We start from the raw sequence: 19,988 nt of genomic DNA, 5'->3' as shown, positions 1-19,988 counted from the left end.
CCTCACTTTTTGATTACTTTTAATACTTCATTTTCAGAAACAAAGATTGTTTCACTAGAAATTTTTATTATTTCTTCGATATTAAAATAAGCGCCTTTAAACTCTTTAGATTTAAATTTAAAAAATCCATTTTCTTCAATTAAACTTTCTAAATTTTCATTTAATTCATTCATTAACGATTGCGAAATAAGACGTCCTGCTGAAATATGGGCTTTAAGAATTTCATCAGTTGCATTTAAAACTTCTTCTTTATCTTTCTCGCTAAATTTTAATGCTGTTAATAGTGCTTTTAAACATGAAGGTTTAATAGAATACTTACTCGTCCAATTTTTTATATTTTGCTCATTAGCAATTGAAATTTTATATTCATCTTTTAATATTTTTGAAAAATTTTTAATTCCGTATTTTTTGACGCCTAAATTTAATTCTTCTTTCCATTTTCTTGTGCTTTCTCGATATACTTCTGCCTTTGAAGCCATAATTTTATTTGCAGTTTCTTTTATTAAGTTAGAACCATTATAATTTCTGAAGAGTAATAGATCTCCTATAGTCAAATTTTCTACTTTTACTTGAGATACTTTCAATGTCTCCTTATCTATAATATTTAATTCATCTAGTACTGGTAAAAATACATAATTTTTATTAGAAATAGTCGCAAGTTTAACTTCAATCTTATCTTCAAAAAGTACTTCTTTGTTTTTGAATCTACTAATTATAGCTTCTTCAGAATTCTCAATTACAAAAATTTCTTCGTATTCCAGCCCTGCATGGGCTCCAACGAAAGTCACATCTTTATATATCGTGTTTATTTGGAAATCTTGATTTATTAAATCAGAAAAAGAATTATTTCTAACTATTCGATTTTCAAAACATGAATATCCTAAAAAAATAATATTTTTTCCATAAAATATTTCTGAAAATTTACGGTCAAAATAACCAGGAGTGCCTATGAATATAATATTTTCTGCAAAAATTCCTAAATCAATAAATTCTTTAGCTGATAATTTTTTTAATTCTCTTCCTTTAAGTTTAAAAAAATTATTTAACCGCTCTTTTTTAGTTAAAATATAGGTTTCTTCTAAAGTAAAAGATCTTTCGTTAATTAATTTTGATAACGCGTCAATATATGCATTGCTTTGCAATTTACGAAGTATTTTTATTAATGCGATTATAGGTTCGATTTTTTTATTAAATAAATCAATATAAATCTTTTTTTGTAATAACGTAAAGTATCTTACAATTATTTCATTTTGTTCATGAAAGTAAATACTATAATTACTTAAAGTCCCTACCACGTTTCTACACACTTTAATGAATGTTTCTGTTTCTTCTACAAGGAGTAGGTCTCCATCGTAATAAGTACTAACTTCACTTTTTAATTCTTTTAATGCGCGTATTAATTTTTCTACATAACCTTGTTCGATATTTATAAACTCTACGTTTATTGGCGTAGAATAGAAATTATTTGCTAATTCTAAATCAGCTCTCCGGGACCCAAGCAAAAACCTCCACCCCTTTTGGAATTTGACCTTCATTATTATCCACGTACTCTATTATTTTTCTATTATGAGAATTACCTTCTCCTGTTAAAAACTCTTCTTCAACTTTAACCTTAAGTGTTTCATAATTTTCATCTGATTCATGCTGATCTGCAATAAATATACATTTTTTTTGCTTGAAATAATCCATTTTTTTCAGCGCCTTACTGCTTCCTACAAATACAATCGTCGAATCCCCATAGGTGACTGCATGCTGGTTTTGGTCAATAAATTCTAAGTTTTTAAAAGTGTTATTATTATTTTCATATATTAAATCCTCCAAATTTACTCTTTCCTTTTCAATTTCAAGTTTTACGATAGATGAACATTCTTTCCATTCTTTTTTGTTAGTATAAAGATAGGTTTTTGGAATGTTTTGGCTCATTAACAAATTAAGATTTTCTTTGAAATATAGGTTCTTTAATTTTTCATCATCAGTTATATTAATTATTTTTTGCATTTTTCTATCATTTTTCAGTTCAGATATTTTGTGGTCAAATATTCTTACATATTCAAACCATCTTGTTTCAGGTATATAAGTAGTACAACCGTTACGTCCTTTAACTGCTATTGCTCTAATAGTCGTATTTGGGACAGTAGTTAATTCTAATACCGAGTGAGATTTCCAATATTCTCCTGATTTATAAAGTATTCTCTGCCCTTTTTTTAAATTGAGATATTGATCCAACAATTTTTCTTTAGAAGGACTTTTAAAATCATGATCAATTGCTCCCAACACAAAGAAATATGAAAATAATAAATTCGATGGTACTGAAATGTATATTTTCAAACACTTATCTGTTTGTTTTAAGTATCTCGCTAATAAAATACTAAATTTCATCCATTCTTCTAAATTGATCATTCCTTTACTGGAGCTTCTATATTTCCACTCATTTAGATCCATTTATAGCTCCTTTCTAAAAACATTTTTATTTAAAATAACTTACAGTATATTTTATCTTTTACAGTTATTAGATTTTTAAATTGAGTCTATTATACTACAACTTTCATTTATTACACGATAGTTTAATAAGATTTATTTTTTAGAAATGTATACCTTAATGTAATATAAAAGCTCCTAGTCACAATTGACTAAGAGCTTAAGAACTATTCAATTTATCTTTGAGTATGGCTAATTTTATTTATATACATTCTTGCCATTTGTTCCTCGTCTACAATTCTCCATGCTACATTTTTCTCAAGTTCATCATTAGTTTCTTGGATGCGTCTTTCGAATTCATTTTTAAATTCGCTGCTCAACTCCCCCATGATAAATAAGTAAGCCAAATCTGATTCAGTATTTTTGACACATCTTACTAAGTCATCTATTGGCGTGAAATCTGTAACTTTCCCCTCATAGTTCTTGCATTGTACTGGAACATCGTCATGAAGGATAGTTTGTCCACTAGGATCCGTAGGATCTAAAATTCTAATGGTGAGATCCCAACCTTTTTTGCTGTCCTTATGGAGTTTAACTTCCACTCCTGGCATATTTTCTATAACTTCCGCTACAAAATTTTCAAAACTAAAGCTAGGCCATTTTGCGACCATTCGTGTCCGTATATCCTTTATAATAACTTCTTCAAGGCTTTCTAGATCTTTGTCCATTTTTTCTGTCTTTTTATTAATTTTGTATATTCTGGAGTTTTCCAATTTTATTTGTTCTACTATTTGATTTAGTTCTTCAGAAGCACCTTCATCATAAATCTCGTAGTATCTTCCTCTTTTGCTTAAATGGTGTCTTAGTGATTGGGATACAACTTCTGACTCTATTGGTATATATTCCTTGGAAATTAATTCACATTCTACGTAGTGATTAAAATCTTCCTCAGTATTCGTTGAATGATAATTTCCGGTTACTTCTGCTATTAAAAATTTTCTCAGAGGTCTTTTATGTTGAATAATTAGCCGGTCTCCCACTTCAAGTCTTTTTAATAGAAACTGCGCCTGTTTCCATACAACTTTTTCTTCACTCGTTCTTTTGTTTTTTGGTTTTGAAGATATTTTTTTCAAATCAGAACCTGGCGGTCCCCAACCGAACCTTGCTCTTCCCTTTAGCGCCTCATCAAACATCCATTCTTCTTCAGCTTCTCTAGTAGCTACAAACTTAAAATATCTGCTCATCTTATCACTCCTATTTTATTTATAAAGGCTAGATAACTCATCAAAAGAAATATTAATATTGCTTTTTTGCAGCTGTATTTTTCTTTCTGCATATAAATTGCCCACTAGCTCTATTATCTCTTCGAATGTTCCATGGTGTACTTTTTTATGGCACACAGGACAAAGAGACACTATATTAGCATGCACGTCTAAACTATATTCAAAATCATCTTGGTATTCCATAGGTATTAGATGGTGAGCTTCAACATAATTTCTTTTAGTTCTATTTGAAATAAAAAAATCATGAACGGGATTTCCTTCGCACCGAAAATTCATTGCTTGAATAACTTCACTAGCTAACCTAGGATTACGTTCCCAAATTTTCTGTTTGCTTACTTTTTTGTATTTTGGTCGTGACTGAGGTATATAAGATAATCTTGGTACGCTATCAATATTATTCAATTCATGTTTTACGTTAGCTTCGTAATTTACGCTTTCTATAATCAATTCGTTTGATACATTAATTTCTTTTAAAAATTCTTTAAAGTGCTTTACCCCAGAAATATACATTCTATTTCCTGTAGCATCTTTTTCTTTAAAGCCATACTGTTCATAATATTCATCTATTAATTGAGCATCGGATGTATTAAATAAATCTACTCCACTTGCTCTAGACAAGGAGTTAATTGCCCCAACATAATGTCTTACAGAAGATGGCTTGAGCCTTTTTTTCTCTACTAGCCAATTTTCAAAAGCATTTTTTTTCATAGTAAACACCACTCCTGATCAGATAATTTTAGCGTATTAAAAAACTGTTGTGCTGCGTTCCCAAAGACTTTGAAAATGTTCATTATATTTTTCTGCCAATCGATCTTCATATAAGAAATGAAAACTATTAATATCAGAGAAAGTATTATTTACTTTATGTATTTCATTGTTAAACTCGTATTCCATAAGCCGAGGAGACGCCCAGGCAAACTGGGTCGAGGTGAAATTGGCAGTAGTAATTAGCAGATTATTGTCTGCTATAATGAATTTATCATGAATTACAGGGTCCCAGTATTTTTGTTGCACATTACTAAATTGGCGAAGAAAATTTTCTGTTTCAGCAGTTCGCTTTCCTTGCTTTTGATTTTTTGCTCTAGTTTGTTTTAAAATCTTAATATCGATATTAGAACTTTGGCTAGCTTTTGTTCCGATAGCATTCACAATGCTTTGAGCATTTTTATCAAAAGAGTTTAGGTCGCTAAAATGCTGCGAACATATATATAATCTTTTATTAACATTTTCGATTAAATTAATAATTTTATTTTGAATATAATGATTGCTCCCCTGATCTTCATATTTAATAAAAGGAGCTGAAAAATAACAGTCACCATATTCATCTTTCAAATTAATTGGATCCGTCACATAATGGAAATCTTCATGCTCCTCCCTAAACCTATCGTATTCTGTTGCAGTCAAAGAATGTTGCCGCAGAAGTTCAAAATATTGCTCAAACATCTTTACTTCTTGAAGGCGCTTTGACACAAATACGTTTTCACTGTGCCTCGGATCTCCTAACGCGAGGTTTGAAGAAGTAGACAAACATTCAATAATTCCCTCTGTTTTAATCACCATTATTGATTTATTATGCAACCCATAAGAAGCTCTGCCACGAGAAAAATATTGTTTGTTCCAAACATTTGTGTGAGGCATAAAGCGAAGTTCCATTCCCTCAAAAGAGGAAATTCTGCTTGCTATTTTATTAGCGTATTCCCGTTTGCTAAGTTTACGCTCCCTGCCATTGTTATGGGTTATTTTTACAGGGCGACTATCATATCCCTCCAAAGGAATTGTGTATATTACTACTTTGCATTTTTTCTCACTCACAAGGTTTTCTAAAAAAATATGTAAATGAGGGTTATTGTAAAGAAAAAAAGAAATATGAATTTCTTTAGCACCTTCTAAATGTTGGTACAATTTTTCTAATAATTCAGGAGAACCCCCGTATGCAGATTTAGTATTCAAATCACCAAGAGGTATTTCAAAATAAGCTAAAGTGTCCATTTTTCTCCTCATTTCTTTATTAAAATAAACTAAAATCTAAACATTTAAATCTATGAATTAAAATACAGCAAAACTTTGAACCTAAATAATGTTTTAACTATTCTAAATTATTAAACCCCTAATTCATGAAAGTTTTCACCAAACTTTTTTATTAATTTTCTAATATCTTTACTTTGGGTATTTTTATGTCCCATATCACAAATATAAGTTTTCCCGCCTTTTTTTATTATATATATTCTCCAGTCTTTTAAAATTTGTACTTCTAGGATTTTCAATGACTTATTAATCTTTATTGGCTTAGTTTTATATGTGACTTTATTTTGATTAATATTATTTAGCGTTTCAATAAACTTTGATATTACCAGTTTATTTACTTTCCTCGAAAAAAGTTTATCTACTGTATTACTGCTTATAAAAAGATTCTCTTCAAAAGTAGTGTTAAGTATTTTTTCAATTTGAGTTTTTTCTACTCTTTTAGCAATCACGGGGGTATTTAAAATTAAATTGCTTAATTTAGCTAGAGGTAATACATTGGGGGTGCCTACAGCGTTTTTAGTAGCCCCAGTTATTGAAGTATGAATAATTCCAGATAAAGTATTTATTTTTTGTGCCTTTAGACAGTCAATAACTTCATCTAATTTATGAGAATCGTATTTCAATACACCTAGCAAAAAGTAAGCAATTATGAGTATAATTTTCTTCATGCTTTACTCCTGACTTTTTTAAGTCCATTAACTTTTTGTATTTATTTTTTTATTTCTGTTCTTATATCGTTCATATGAGCTACAATTAAAGCAAAATTTAAAATTTTTGGAAATTAACTTCAAAAAATAGTATCCTGAGTAACATCGTTATAATATATTTGTTTTATGCTACATATTTTATATACACGCTTAGAATAATTAAATTGCTTAATTAAAATAAAAAACGATTAAATTCGCCAAATTAGGAGGCTCCTTATCAAAATTTTTAGATTTGAAGAACTTTCGGAAGCACCATTAATTATTGACGCGATATATGAGGGTGGGAGGCATGGCAACACAAAAGATGAGCCTTTACCAAAATTAATACCAGGTTTATCAAATAGCGGGGGATTTCGAAAATCCAAAAAAGCTAATTCTGAAGATTGTGCTTTTGTGGCTTTATATACCATTGGCAATGAAACAGAGTGGCCAGATTTTTTTGATACAGTGACTGGGCATTTTCGTTATTATGGTGACAATAGAGAACCCGGGAATGAACTTCATCACACTCCTAAAGGAGGGAACAAACTTCTTAAACATATATTTGGTTTAGCCTATGCTAGTAAAGAAGAACGCGAAAAATTACCTGCCATATTGGTATTCCAAAAACAAATTACTGAAAATAGCAGCAGAAGCGTTCGTTTCATTGGGCTTGCTGTGCCTGGACATCCACAAATTAATTCTGATGAAACTTTAGTTGCTATTTGGAGAACCAAAAATGGTGAAAGGTTTCAAAATTATGAAGCTTATTTTACTATTATTGATACCGGCACTGAATCTATTTCGAAAAAATGGTTGGCTGACTTAAAACTAAACAATGCTGATAATAAAAAATTTGCTCCTAAGGCATGGATTGACTTTGTTGAAAATGGAATTAGTTCTATAAAACCTTTAAAAGCACCCAAAATTAATAAAATAAGAAATAAAACAGACCAAATTCCATTTAAGGAAAATGATCTCAATATTTTAAATAAAATATATGAATACTACAAAGAATTTCCTTACAATTTTGAAAAATTTGCGGTAACGTTAGTTCAATTAATGGATAGTAATTTTATTGAATTTGACATTACTCGCCCTTGGAGAGATGGTGGAAGAGATGCTATTGGCAAATATAGAATTGGACATGCGAATGAAGAATTGATTGTTGATTGCGCTTTAGAAGCTAAACTATTTCATCCAGATACAGCTGTAGTAATAAAGCATACTTCAAGATTAATATCGAGGTTAAGACATCGGCAATTTGGCATTTTTGTCACTACTAGTTATATATCTAAACAAGCTTATGAAGAAATTCAAGATGATAAACATCCAATATTAATAATTTCTGGAATAGATATTGTCACCATTTTAGTTTCCAATCATATTAACACCCATAATATTGAAAATTATTTAGCAACTATTTAATCGCTTAATCATTTCTTTATAACAGTCGTTTAATACTAGTTCGTCTTCTTGGCCTAAATCTTTCATATGGCATATTTTATTTCTTACTTTTATTAACTTATATAGTTTTTTTCTAAATTCTTCTTCATAAATTTCCCTGTCTAATAAAGGTATAAGTTCATGAAAATACAAACTTTTTAACCCTTCGGTATTTTCAACGATTTCATTTTTTATAAAAATTTCAATAAAATACAATTTTTCATAATTCATAGCCATTTTTTTAGCCTTCTCTTTCAACATGGCAATTTCCATTTAGTTCCTTTCTTTTTTAATTCATAGAAAGACCACCCGCCCCTGCTTCCACAGGAACGGGCGGTCTCGGGCGCTTCCTTTCGGGGAAGCTCTTTTTTTATTCTTCGCTCTCGCTTTCGGTCTGCAGGGAGACGGTCCGCTGCGGGACGAAGGTGCTGATGGCGTGCTTGTAGACGAGCTGCTGCTTGCCGTCGCTGTCGAGGACGACGGTGAAGTTGTCAAAGGCTTTGATCAGGCCGCGCAGCTGAAAGCCGTTCGTCAGAAAGACGGTCACCTGAATTTTTTCCTTGCGTACCACGTTCAAAAACTGATCCTGAATGTTCACTGATTGTTTCATGCTTGAATCTCCTTCCACAGCCGGGGCTTAGTTGAGTGATTTATGTATTAGCGATGCTCGCGCTCGAACTGCCGCAGAATCGAAGCAAACGCTTCGTCGGCGAACGGCCGGGAGCGATCGGTAATATCATACCAGTGTGCGTCCTCTTTGTTGCGGAACCAGGTGAGCTGGCGCTTGGCGTATCTTCTGGAATTGCGCTTCATGCGCTCGGCGACCCAGTCGGTGTCGGCGTCCCCGCGGAAATACGGGAACCATTCCTTGTAGCCGATCGCCTGGGCGGCCTGGACTTCCTCGCCGAAGCGTTCGTACAGCCAGCGCGCCTCGTGCTCGAGACCGTCGGCCATCATGCGGTCGATCCGGCGCTCGATCCGCTCATACAAATACGGACGGTTCATTGTTAATCCTATCATGAATGAGGCGTAGGGCGAATGCTTTTTTTGCATTTTTTTGGATAAAGTTGGGCCCTCTTCCGACGTTTCGAGAATTTCGAGCGCCCGCACGACCTTGCGCACGTTGTTCGGGTGAATCGAAGCCGCCCGCTCCGGGTCGCGGCGCTCGAGATTGGCGTGCAGTGCGGCGCTTCCGTACTGGCGGGCGTACAGCTCCCACTTCTCGCGCACGTCCTCCTGCTTCTTCGCATCATAAAACGAATAATCGTGCAGGAGCGCCCGGATGTACATGCCCGTGCCGCCGACGATGATCGGAAGCTTGCCCTCCCCATGCAGCCGCTCGATGATCGGCTCGGCCTGTGCTTTAAAGTCCGCGGCGGAATACGGCGTATCCGGCGACAGCATGTCTACGAGATGGTGCGGGGCCTCGCGGCGTTCTTCAAGGGTCGGCTTGGCGGTGCCGATGGTCAGGCCTTCATACACCTGCATCGAGTCGCCGCTGATGATTTCGCCGTTGTATTTGTGGGCCAGTTCGATGCCGAGCCGCGTTTTGCCGACCGCCGTCGGGCCGACGACGGCGAGTACCGGTTGCTTCACGTGTATGCCTCCTTCCATCCGTACCGGACCGCGGCGCTCCGCCGCCCGGCCGGGGTTAACTGATACTGCTTAAAATGCGGGCTGGCCGCATAGTCTTTCAACACAATCCGGCGCCGTGCCACCCGCAGCGCCTCCTCAATCCACTTGTCTGTCAGCGGGTCAGTGGCTGCTACCGGGCGGAGCCGGTCAATCGCCGGGCTTGTGTCCACCGCTTCAGCAAACATTGGATCCAGGTACACAACGTCCATGGAGCTTTCGGGAAGCAGGCTCAGGAAACGAAGACTGTCGCCCTGGACGACCGTGATCCGCTGCATCGCGTTAATAAACCAGCCGGGATACTCCCCCGGAAGCCGGAGTCCTTTACGGACGAGCGACGCCACGACCGGCTGCTTTTCGATGCCGAGCACCGTGCCGGTATTTCCCGCACCGAGGGCGAGCATGATGCTGTCGGCCCCGAATCCGAGCGTCGCGTCGAGCACCGTGTCGCCTTCGCGCACGTCTGCCGCCTCGAGCAGCGGGTAGCTCCCGCCGCGGTGGACATGCAGACCGCGCAGCCACGCCATCGATGGGTGAAACACGAGCGGCTCGGCAGCTTCACCTAGCGGGTAATACGTGTCACCACCAGATGCCACAATATAAATATCCTCGTTCGTTTCCTGCTGCCAGCGCCGGATCGATCGCTTCTCCCGCGGCACGTACGGCGCGTTCCAAGCCCGCGCCTTTGCCCAGGCTTCCGCATGGACAGCTGGGTCCGGCTTTTTGGCGGTGGTGATAATCACGGCGCTCTCTCCTTCTCTGCAGCTACATAATGCGCTTGAACATCTTTTCCATGTCGTAGTCGGAAAAGTGAATGATGATTGGACGGCCGTGCGGGCACGTGTACGGGCTCTCGCACGTGCGCAGCCGATCGACGAGCGCCTGGATTTCGTCCTTCGTCAGGTAGCGGTTCGCCTTGATCGCCGCCTTGCACGACATGAGAATGGCCGCTTCCTCGCGGAGCTCATGCACGCTGATGCGCTTGTTGTTTTTCACTTCTTCGATGCATTCACGGATGACGCTTTCCTCGTCTCCGGCCGGCAGCCACGTCGGATGCGCGTGCACCCGGAACGTCTGGCCGCCGAACGGCTCAAGAAAAATGCCGATGTTTTCAAAATCCTGCTGGCGGTCGGTAATCAGCATTTCTTCCTCCTGCGTTACTTCCAGAAGAATCGGCACGAGCAGCTGCTGCACGTCTTTGTCCACATCGCCGATTTTCACCCGGAAGTATTCGTAAAAAATACGCTCCTGGGCGGCGTGCTGGTCGATCATGTACAGCGCGTCCTCGTTTTCCGCCAGAATGTACGTGCCGTGAAACTGGCCGATAGGTCGCAGCTCCGGAAGCTCCGAGCCGGTGCTGACCGGTGCCGGGGCTTCGGGCTCCGGCTCCTCCCTTTCCTCAGGCCACGTGTCCGGATGCTCAAACACGGTTTCCGCTTCCGGTTCCTCGGCCGGGGGAGCGTCACTGAACGACGCCTCATGGGCGGAGGCGTACTCTACGGGCGATGGCTCCGGCTCCTGTGGGGCCGATGGTTTGTCCTGTTTGGGCTCCGTCGCCGGCTTTGGTGCCGGCTCGGCAAAGGCCAGGTTCATCTGCTCAGATGCGGGGGCCGATTTGGCCCGCTTCTGGTCGCCGGCCGGAATAAGGCGCTCCTGTTGGAGGCGGTCGCGCACCGCCTGTTCGACGAGTTGCAGCAGCTCCTCCTCCTTGCTCACGCGCACGTCGAGCTTGGATGGGTGCACGTTCACGTCAATCAGCCCGACGTTCATTTCAATATGAAGCGCCGCAATCGGGTGCTTGCCGATCGGAAGGAGCGTATGGTAGCCGGCTTCGATCGCTTTTGTGAGCGGGTAATGCCGGATGTAGCGGTGGTTCACAAACGTGGACATGTACTGGCGTGAGGCGCGGTACGTCTCGGGCTTCGCGATCCAGCCGCTCACCCGGTAGTCGTCGGTCTCCGCCTCGATGTGCAGCATGTCGCGCGCCGTCTGCCGGCCGTAAATGGCTGCGAGCACCGGCTGCAGGCTGCCATTCCCGTTCGTGAGAAGCAGCTGCTTGCCGTGGTGGTACAGCCGGAAGCTGACATCCGGGTGCGCAAGCGCCTGCCGGTTCATCACATCCGCGACGTTTGCCACCTCGGTATTCATCGTGCGAACGTATTTGAGCCGTGCGGGCGTGTTAAAAAACAGGTCGCGCACCTCCACCTGGGTGCCCTGTCGGCTTTTGGACGGCGTGCACGCGATGCGCTTGCCGCCCTGATAGCGGATAAGCACGCCGGCATCGCGCCCGTCCCCGGTTTCCATCGTAACGTTTGAGACGGCCGCAATGCTTGGGAGCGCCTCGCCCCGGAAGCCGAGAGTCTCAATCTGAAACAGGTCCTTTTCCCGGGACAGCTTGCTCGTCGCGTGGCGCTCAAAGGCAAGCTCCGCGTCCTCCTGGTCCATGCCGCGGCCGTTGTCGGTCACACGGATGAGCGACAGCCCGCCCTCCTCGACGTCCACCTGGATCGTCGAGGCGCCGGCATCAATCGCGTTTTCCACCAGTTCCTTCACGACCGAGGCGGGGCGTTCGACGACTTCCCCGGCCGCAATTTTGTTGGCGAGCCCGTCCGGGAGTTTTTTTACATACGTCACCGCTTATTCCTCCTCCTCGTTCGCATACTGCTGGAGCTGGTACAGCTTTTCAATCGCATCCATCGGGCTCATGCGGAGCACGTCGGTCCGCTTCAGCTCGCTCATGATTTCCTTGGCCCGGGCGCTGCCGTCATCGATCGAAAAGAGCGCGAGCTGCTCGGGCTCCTCCGGTCCCCGGACCGTTGTTTCCGGGGCGGGTTCTTCGGGTACTGCGTAGGCAGCAGTTTTCTGCTGCTCAAAGCTTTTTAGAATCGTTTCGGAGCGCTCAATCACCTGCGGCGGCAGCCCGGCGAGCTTGGCCACGTAAATGCCGTAGCTGCGGTCGGCCTTGCCCGGCTCCACCTTGTGCAGGAAGATGATTTCCCCCTCCTCCTCCACCGCCCGCACGTGCACGTTCCGAAGCGCCGGCAGGTGGTCCTCCATCACGGTCAGCTCGTGGTAGTGCGTGGAAAAAAGCGTTTTGGCCCCGATGTTTGCATGAATGTATTCCATGATCGCCTGCGCGAGCGCCATGCCGTCGTACGTGGATGTACCGCGCCCGATTTCGTCGAGCAGGATCAGGCTGTCGGCCGAAGCGTTCAACAGCGCCTGCTGGGTTTCCTTCATTTCCACCATGAACGTGCTCTGGCCGCTCGTTAAGTCGTCGGCCGCCCCAATACGGGTGAAAATCCGGTCAAACAGCGGCAGCTCCGCCTCCTCCGCGGGCACGAAGCAGCCGATCTGCGCCATGATCGCAATCAGCGCCACCTGGCGCATCACCGTGCTTTTCCCGGCCATGTTCGGGCCCGTGATCAACAGCATTCCGTGCTCGTCCATATGGGTGTCGTTTGCCACAAATTCGCCGGCGGTGAGCATTGTCTCCACGACCGGATGGCGCCCGCCGCGGACAGCCAAAGTCTTGTCCGTGCTGAAGGCCGGGCGAACGTAGCCGAGCCGCTCGCTCACATGGGCAAAGTTCTGGAGTACATCCATTTCACTCAAAAGATCCGCGAGCTCCTGGAGCGGACGCACGTAGCCCGCGACGCGTTCGCGCAGGTCGAGAAACAGCTCGTACTCAAGCTGGACGGCACGGTCCGCCGAGCCGAGGATCAGATCCTCCTTTTCCTTCAGCTCCGGCGTGATGTAGCGCTCGGCATTTGTGAGCGTCTGCTTGCGCTCGTAGCGGCCATCCGGAATCAGGTGGGTATTGGCCCGCGTAATTTCAATATAGTAGCCGAATACCCGGTTGTAGCCGACCTTGAGTGACTTGATGCCGGTCTCGGCCCGCTCCTTCTGTTCAAGCTCCGCGATCCACTGCTTGCCGTTCTGGCCCGCTTCGCGGTACTGGTCGAGCTCCTCGTGAAAGCCGGCGCGGAACATGCCGCCCTCCTGGACGCCAAACGGCGGATCGTCGACGAGGCTCCGGTCGAGCAGCTCCTCGAGCTCCTGAAAGGCGGACACGTCCACGAGACGATCGTTGATGGCCGCATTGTTCATGCCTCCGAGCAGGTCGGCAATTGCCGGCACCGCCTGCAGTGTCCGCCGAAGCTGGACGAGCTCGCGGGCGTTAATGTTGCCGTAGACCGCCTTGCCGGCGAGCCGTTCAATGTCGTACACGTCGCGCAGATGCTCGCGCAGGTCCTCACGCGCGAAGAAGTTTTCCGCAAACGAGGCGACCATGCCGTAGCGCTCCTCGATCGCCAGGCGGGAAAGAAGCGGCTCCTCGATCCAGCGCCGCAGCTTGCGGCAGCCCATCGCGGTGACGGTACGATCAAGCACGCCGAGAAGCGATCCCTCCTTCGTTTTGCCCATCATCGTTTCCGTCAGCTCCAGGTTGCGCCTTGAATGCATGTCGAGCTGCATCGTCCGGTTCGGCTCGTACACCGTAAACGGCTGCAGGTGGCCGAGCGATCGCTGCTGGGTGCGCTCCACGTAGCTGAGCAGAAGCGCTGCCCCGTCCCGGAGCGTGCTGCTCTCAAGGGCTCCGGTGAGCTCCTCCCATTCCGGCTTCAGCTCTGGCACCGATCCGGTGGAAATCATCCCGCGGTAAATATCGGCCATGACCCCCTCCTGCTCCTCGGGAACGACGATTTCCTTCGGGTGCGCGGTCGTCATTTCGCGCTGCCATTCGCCAACATCATCGGACAGAAGCGCCGCGGCCGTCTCCCCGGTCGTAAGATCCGCCTTCACAAACGCCGTTTCCGTGCCGTTTGGCACCATGGCCACGAGAAAGTTGTTTTCCGTTTCGTCGAGGGCACGCCCTTCCATGACTGTTCCCGGGGTAATCATGCGCACCACCTCGCGCTTGACGACCCCCTTTGCCCTAGCCGGGTCCTCCACCTGCTCGCAGATCGCAATTTTATACCCTTTTTCGATCAGCGTGGCAATATACCCTTCGGCAGAGTGATACGGCACCCCGCACATAGGGATGTCATTTTCGTTTTTCTGGCCGCGTTTCGTGAGTGTGATTTCGAGCTCGCGGGCGGCAAGCTCCGCATCGTCAAAGAACATTTCGTAAAAGTCGCCGAGCCGGTAAAACAAAAAGGCGTCCGTGTAGGCCGCTTTAATGTCCTTATACTGTTTCATCATCGGTGTATCTGTCTCTGGCATCAAAAAGCCTCCGTTATGTTTGTTTCACTGCGTGTTTATTGTACCTCGTTCCGGCTGCTTCTCCAACGGGAAGCGTTCTGTCATTTGTCCCTCATATTATACCACTGTTTGGTGAGAAACTAAATTATGGTATGTGAAATTTATAAAGGTCCGACAAGCAGAAAACCGCCTCCCGTGAAACGGAAAGCGGTTCTTTTTATGAGCTGCTGTTGTCGTCTTCGTTCTCCCAGATCGAGGCAGTGATCTGGTCGCTGATCAGCTGCAGAATGTAGTTGACCTCGGTCTGGCTCTGGCGGAACTGCCCGACGATCGGAATGTTTTCAATCTCCTCGTGCAGGTCGTTGATCTGCGCTTCCACCTGGCGTTTGGCCTCCGTTTTTTCGTAGTGCTGGAAGTTGACCGCCTGCTTCTGCTTGTCCTTGATTTCCTGGATCAGGTTCTGGATCCGCACGTTGTCGTTAATCTGCGTTTCGGCGCGGATGAAAAAGTCCACTTCCTCGGTTTCCTTCAGCCGTTCGGCGAGGCGCCCGGCTTCCTGCATCACTTCTTCTTTCGTGTAGGCCATCTGCTTACACCTCCGCGAATTCCACAACATGGCCGTCGAGCGACCACGTTTTGGCTTCGTCAATTTGAACATAGATAACTTCGCCGATAACGTCCTTCGGCGCCCGGAAGTTCACGAGCTTGTTCGTACGCGTCCGTCCGGAGAGCACGTCGGCGTTTTTGCGGCTTTCGCCTTCGACGAGCACCTCAAGCACTCTGCCTTCGAGCTCTTTGTTGCGGCGGTTCGAAATGTCGCCCATAAGAGCGTTCAAACGTGCGAGCCGCTCTTTTTTCACATCCATCGGCACGTTGTCCTCCATCTTCGCCGCCGGCGTATGCTCGCGCGGGGAGTAAATGTAGGTGAACGCGCTGTCGTAGTCCATCTCACGCATGAGGGACATTGTGTCTTCAAACTGCTCCTCTGTTTCGTTCGGGAAGCCGACGATGATGTCGGTCGTAAACGACGCGTGCGGAATCGCCGTTTTGATTTTGCGGGCGAGCTCGACGTATTCCTCGCGCGTGTATTTGCGCCCCATCAGCTTGAGCATGTCGCTGTTGCCGGACTGCACCGGCAGGTGGATATGCTCGACGAGGTTGCCGCCCTGGGCGAGCACATCAATCAGGTAGTCGTCAAAGTCGCGCGGGTGGCTCGTCGTGAACCGGATGCGCGGAATGTCGATTTTATGCAGCTCGTTCATGAGCTCGCCGAGCCCGTAGTCGAGCCCGAGGTCCTTGCCGTAGGCGTTCACGTTCTGGCCGAGCAGCGTAATTTCCTTGTAGCCCTGGCGCGCGATGTCACGCACCTCGGCGATAATGTCCTCCGGCAGGCGGCTCCGCTCCTTGCCGCGCGTATACGGCACGATGCAGTACGTGCAGAATTTGTCGCAGCCGTACATGATATTGACCCACGCCTGCGTGCCGCCGGCGCGTTTTTTCGGCATGTTTTCGATGACGTCGCCTTCCTTGGACCAGACCTCAATCACCATTTCCTTGCCCTGGATGGCGTCGCGGAGAAGCTCCGGCAGGCGGTGGATGTTGTGCGTGCCAAAAATCATGTCGATGTGATGATGCTTCTGCATGATACGGTTCACGACATTTTCCTCCTGCGACATACAGCCGCACACGCCGAGCATGAGCTCCGGCTTCTCGCGCTTGAGCGCCTTTAGGTGGCCGATCTCGCCGAACACTTTATTTTCCGCGTTTTCGCGGATCGCGCACGTGTTCAGAAAGATAAGATCCGCCTCTTCGGTGTCCTTCGTTTCGGCAAAGCCCATCTCCTCGAGAATGCCGGCCATGTTTTCGGTATCGTGGTAGTTCATCTGGCAGCCGTACGTGCGGATCAGATACTTTTTGCCGTAGCCGATGCCGCGCATATCCTCGGGTATGTCAAAATCGTAGTGCACCGACGCGTCCTGCTTCGTCCGCTTGCGTCCTGCTTTATGGTCGGGCTGGTCGTTGATCACGATCGACCGGCCGCCAATTTTCATGTATTGTTTGCCGTCCTCGTTGCTTTCCACTTCGGCTTTGGAAAAATCAAAGTATTTTTCGTATGCCGGATCGACCGCCGGAGTCGTTTGTTCAGACGTATCCGTTTGCTTTTTATCAGTCACGGTGGTCTCTCCCTTCTCTATAGGTACGGGCGGACGCGCCGCCCGTGATTTTTGTCGTCGCTTCATATTATAAGCCGAAAACCATTAAAACTCAAATCACCGTTCGACGCGGAGCGGACGATAGCGGTTAATGGCCGACGCGATTTCAAACCGCCGCGGACGCGCCATGTCCCCGGGATGCTGGTTTTTAAACGGCGAAAGCGCGTCGAGCGACTGACTGTCGATCGTCTGCTCGATGTAGTCGAGCACCTCCGGAAGCGGCGCCGGCTTTTCGAACTGCCGGCTCGCGTGGCGGATGGCTTCAGCAATCGCGTTCGTCTGGCTGCCGGTAATCAGCTGCTCAACAGCGCTCAGGTCGATCGTTTCCGCTCCGTACATGACCGTATCGCGGCCCTTGCCGCTCACCTTTTCCTTTTTGCCCTTACGAGCGTCAAAGCGGTTCACCGCAATACGGCAGCCGGTCAGGGACCCGAACGCCTCCCCGGCTTCCTTCGCCCGGTTCGTCGGGTGCTCGCTGGCAATCCGGCGTGCTTCTTCCGTCACGTCATACGGCACGTACTCCTCAAGCATGATAACATAATCCGCCACGTCAAAATAATCTCCTGCTCCGCCGACAACGAGAATCGTGGAAATGCCTTCATCGTCATAAAGCGCGCGCACTTTATCGATAAACGGCGTGATCGGCTCCTTGCGCTTCGCGACAAGCGCCTGCATGCGGGCGTCACGGATCATAAAGTTGGTCGCGCTCGTATCTTCATCGATCAGAAGCGTCCCGGCGCCCGCCTCGAGGCCTTCCATAATGTTGGCCGCCTGCGATGTGCTGCCGCTCGCGTTTTCGGTCGTGAAAAACGAGGTGTCCTTATCAGCCGGCAGGTTTGCGATAAACGGGCTGATGTTCACCCCGGTCACCGAGCGGCCGTCCTCGGCACGCACCTTCACGGCGCTCGGATCGGCGATCACAAACTCGCGTCCGTCGCCGGCACGGTGGTTGTACACCCCGCGCTCAATCGATTCAAGCAGCGTGCTTTTGCCGTGGTAGCCGCCGCCGACAATGATCGTCACACCCTTTGGTACCGCCATGCCGGTAATCGGTTCGCCGTGCGGGAGCTCAATCGTCACTTCACGCTCCTTCGGTGACTGAAACGAGATGACCTCCTTTCCGCTCATCGGGCGGTTGCTGACGCCGCTAGCGCGCGGAAGCACCGAGCCGTTGGCCACAAACGCGATGCAGTCGTTGTCCTGCAGGTAGCGGCGCACTGCCTGCTGCTGGTCGGCGAGCTCGAGCTGGGCGTTCAGCTTCTGCCTGGAGTACTGCTGCACGGCGTGCTGGACCGCCTCCGGCAGCTGTTTCGTGAGCCGCTCAATCGCCTCCTGCCCCTGAATCGTACGGCCTCTCGCCGGCAGATGGATCGACAGCCGGATTTCAAGGTGATCCTTCGACAGCTTCACGGCTGTGCGGTCGATCATTTCCTGGCCGGGACCGTCAATAATAATGCCGGGCTTGCCCTTCTGTTTGCTGAGCTCCTGCTGCACGGCGAGCGCAAAAAAGTCGATGGCCGCCACCCGGCGCGCGTCACTCTCCTCGACCTCCGGGCCGAGCTCAAGCGCTTTGCGTGAAAGCGTCACCCGGGCGCGCGATGGACTGGCGAACGGGTCGGCCTGCACGTGATCCATATGCAGCTTGAAATCCGAAAACTCGTGGCTTCCTTTAATATCGTTATAGGCTTTGTAGCCTTTGCGGTCGATGCGTTTTAGCGTTTGAATCAGTTGTTTCATTGATATGCTCCTCTCATGGTCTGCCGGCATACAAAAAGACGCCGCATGGACGTCTCAAAGTACCACCGGCCGGTGATATGTATAGAATTGCCGGCAGCACGCCAGGCGGCTGCCGGATGCGGTGAAAAACGTCTATCTGGGCTCAATAATTAATTTTATCGCCGTTCGTTCTTCGCCGTCAATTTCAATATCGGTAAAAGCGGGAATGCAGACCAGGTCGATACCGCTCGGCGCCACAAACCCCCTGGCAATGGCTATCGCCTTGATGGACTGGTTGATCGCGCCGGCCCCGATCGCCTGGATTTCTGCGGCTCCTTTTTCACGAATAACTCCGGCTAAGGCACCTGCGACAGAATTTGGAGTGGATTTAGCGGATACTTTTAATACTTCCATTTCTAGTACCTCCCTGCGTAGGATCAATGGTAACGCCATTGTATAAGGCATAATTCATGAAAGAAGGGCCAGATTCCTGCTTTTTTCTAAATATTCTTTTTTATTCGAAAAATGGGTGGGATTCGTCAATGCGGATGCGTTCAATCGTCGTTGCTTTTCCGGTTTTCGGATCCGCTTTCACGACTACTCCATTTAACTGTTCCCGCCCTTCGGCCACTTCAAACTTGGTGGGCAGGTTCGTCTGAAACTTTCGTATGATCGCTTCGCGCTCCATACCGAGAATGCCGTCGCTCGGCCCGGTCATGCCCGCATCGCACAAAAAGGCCGTCCCGCCGTCGAGAATCCGGTCGTCGGCTGTCTGCACGTGGGTGTGGGTGCCGACAACGGCGCTCACCCGACCGCTTAAAAACCAGCCCATCGCCTGCTTCTCGCTCGTCGTTTCCGCGTGAAAGTCGACGAAAATAAAGTTGGTGCGCGCGGACGCCTCCGTGACAAGCTCGTCGGCCTTCCGGAACGGATCGTCGTTTGGATTGCCCATAAACGTCCGCCCGATCAGGTTAATCACTGCCACCTCCTGGTCGTTGATGCGCAGGTATTTGATGCCTTCGCCGGGCACGCCCTCCGGATAGTTGGCCGGACGGATCATCATTTTGGCATCGTCAATGAACTCGAAAATATCCCGGTTGTCCCACGTATGATTGCCCATCGTGATCACCTGCGCCCCCGCTTCGAGCAGCTGCTTGTAAATTTTTTCGGTAATGCCTTTGCCGTGCGCCGCGTTTTCGCCGTTCATGATGGTGACTGTCGGCTGATACCTGCGCTTCAGGCGTGGCAGGTATTCCTCCACCATTTTCCGTCCCGGGGCGCCGACGATGTCGCCGATAAATAAAAATTTCATATTTGTGACTTCCTTTCTTCGTGCATCTAAGCATAAAAAAATAAAGCGGTGAGTG

At 46.8% G+C, this 19,988-nt stretch carries 18 protein-coding genes; 1 reads left to right on the top strand and 17 read right to left on the bottom strand.

The window, feature by feature from the left end:
* Positions 1-2: 2 nt before the first annotated feature.
* The 6 genes from Q9M42_RS01380 to Q9M42_RS01355 all read right to left on the bottom strand — a co-directional run bounded on the left by Q9M42_RS01380 (position 3) and on the right by Q9M42_RS01355 (position 6,394).
* Positions 3-1,502 carry a hypothetical protein gene (locus Q9M42_RS01380; RefSeq protein ID WP_322524737.1) on the bottom strand — a complete coding sequence of 500 codons (1,500 nt, stop codon included), beginning with the start codon at positions 1,500-1,502 and terminating at the stop codon, positions 3-5.
* Positions 1,480-2,442, bottom strand: coding sequence for a hypothetical protein (locus Q9M42_RS01375; RefSeq protein WP_322524736.1), 963 nt, complete (start codon positions 2,440-2,442; stop codon positions 1,480-1,482). Before Q9M42_RS01375 ends, Q9M42_RS01380 begins: the two co-directional genes overlap by 23 nt.
* Positions 2,443-2,654: 212 nt before the next feature.
* Positions 2,655-3,662 carry a restriction endonuclease gene (locus Q9M42_RS01370; protein ID WP_322524735.1) on the bottom strand — a complete coding sequence of 336 codons (1,008 nt, stop codon included), beginning with the start codon at positions 3,660-3,662 and terminating at the stop codon, positions 2,655-2,657.
* A 15-nt stretch (positions 3,663-3,677) separates the two neighbouring features.
* A complete protein-coding gene (locus Q9M42_RS01365) occupies positions 3,678-4,409 on the bottom strand; it encodes an HNH endonuclease (protein WP_322524734.1) in 732 nt (243 codons plus the stop codon).
* Positions 4,410-4,445: 36 nt separating this feature from the next.
* A complete protein-coding gene (locus Q9M42_RS01360) occupies positions 4,446-5,690 on the bottom strand; it encodes a hypothetical protein (protein ID WP_322524733.1) in 1,245 nt (414 codons plus the stop codon).
* A 110-nt stretch (positions 5,691-5,800) separates the two neighbouring features.
* On the bottom strand, positions 5,801-6,394 hold the full coding sequence (locus Q9M42_RS01355; RefSeq protein ID WP_322524732.1) for a hypothetical protein: 594 nt from the start codon (positions 6,392-6,394) through the stop codon (positions 5,801-5,803).
* Between the two features lie 231 nt (positions 6,395-6,625).
* Here Q9M42_RS01355 and Q9M42_RS01350 point away from each other — a divergent pair, with 231 nt between their 5' ends.
* Positions 6,626-7,840 carry a restriction endonuclease gene (locus Q9M42_RS01350; RefSeq protein ID WP_322525243.1) on the top strand — a complete coding sequence of 405 codons (1,215 nt, stop codon included), beginning with the start codon at positions 6,626-6,628 and terminating at the stop codon, positions 7,838-7,840.
* On the opposite strand, the gene Q9M42_RS01345 is transcribed toward Q9M42_RS01350, so the two are convergent.
* From Q9M42_RS01345 to Q9M42_RS01295, 11 genes are all read right to left on the bottom strand, one after another.
* The gene (locus tag Q9M42_RS01345) at positions 7,826-8,131 is read right to left on the bottom strand and encodes a hypothetical protein (RefSeq protein ID WP_322524731.1); all 306 of its coding nucleotides are present in this window, start codon (positions 8,129-8,131) and stop codon (positions 7,826-7,828) included. The two genes, Q9M42_RS01350 and Q9M42_RS01345, sit on opposite strands and share 15 nt — an antisense overlap.
* 97 nt (positions 8,132-8,228) lie before the next feature.
* Entirely contained in the window at positions 8,229-8,468 is a 240-nt protein-coding gene (hfq, locus tag Q9M42_RS01340; RefSeq protein WP_022792841.1) for an RNA chaperone Hfq, read from the bottom strand.
* A 47-nt stretch (positions 8,469-8,515) separates the two neighbouring features.
* Positions 8,516-9,454: a tRNA (adenosine(37)-N6)-dimethylallyltransferase MiaA gene (gene miaA / locus Q9M42_RS01335; RefSeq protein WP_322524730.1), complete on the bottom strand. Its 939-nt coding sequence runs from the start codon at positions 9,452-9,454 to the stop codon at positions 8,516-8,518.
* Positions 9,451-10,233, bottom strand: a complete 783-nt coding sequence (locus Q9M42_RS01330; protein ID WP_322524729.1) for a class I SAM-dependent methyltransferase — start codon at positions 10,231-10,233, stop codon at positions 9,451-9,453. The genes miaA and Q9M42_RS01330 overlap by 4 nt, the downstream gene beginning before the upstream one ends.
* 22 nt (positions 10,234-10,255) lie before the next feature.
* Complete coding sequence (gene mutL, locus Q9M42_RS01325) at positions 10,256-12,124, bottom strand: DNA mismatch repair endonuclease MutL (protein WP_322524728.1); 1,869 nt, start codon at positions 12,122-12,124, stop codon at positions 10,256-10,258.
* Positions 12,125-12,127: 3 nt separating this feature from the next.
* Positions 12,128-14,713, bottom strand: coding sequence for a DNA mismatch repair protein MutS (mutS, locus tag Q9M42_RS01320; RefSeq protein WP_322524727.1), 2,586 nt, complete (start codon positions 14,711-14,713; stop codon positions 12,128-12,130).
* Between the two features lie 196 nt (positions 14,714-14,909).
* The gene (locus tag Q9M42_RS01315; protein WP_322524726.1) at positions 14,910-15,278 is read right to left on the bottom strand and encodes a RicAFT regulatory complex protein RicA family protein; all 369 of its coding nucleotides are present in this window, start codon (positions 15,276-15,278) and stop codon (positions 14,910-14,912) included.
* 4 nt (positions 15,279-15,282) lie between these two features.
* Entirely contained in the window at positions 15,283-16,932 is a 1,650-nt protein-coding gene (gene miaB, locus Q9M42_RS01310) for a tRNA (N6-isopentenyl adenosine(37)-C2)-methylthiotransferase MiaB (protein WP_322524725.1), read from the bottom strand.
* Between the two features lie 30 nt (positions 16,933-16,962).
* Positions 16,963-18,642 carry an ABC-ATPase domain-containing protein gene (locus Q9M42_RS01305; RefSeq protein WP_322524724.1) on the bottom strand — a complete coding sequence of 560 codons (1,680 nt, stop codon included), beginning with the start codon at positions 18,640-18,642 and terminating at the stop codon, positions 16,963-16,965.
* Between the two features lie 132 nt (positions 18,643-18,774).
* On the bottom strand, positions 18,775-19,035 hold the full coding sequence (locus Q9M42_RS01300) for a stage V sporulation protein S (protein ID WP_022792833.1): 261 nt from the start codon (positions 19,033-19,035) through the stop codon (positions 18,775-18,777).
* 100 nt (positions 19,036-19,135) lie between these two features.
* Complete coding sequence (locus Q9M42_RS01295; RefSeq protein ID WP_322524723.1) at positions 19,136-19,933, bottom strand: TIGR00282 family metallophosphoesterase; 798 nt, start codon at positions 19,931-19,933, stop codon at positions 19,136-19,138.
* Positions 19,934-19,988 lie beyond the last annotated feature (55 nt).

This window comes from Marinococcus luteus (assembly GCF_034497705.1).
GTDB lineage: Bacteria > Bacillota > Bacilli > Bacillales > Marinococcaceae > Marinococcus > Marinococcus luteus_A.
This window is presented reverse-complemented; position numbering and strand designations above follow the sequence as displayed.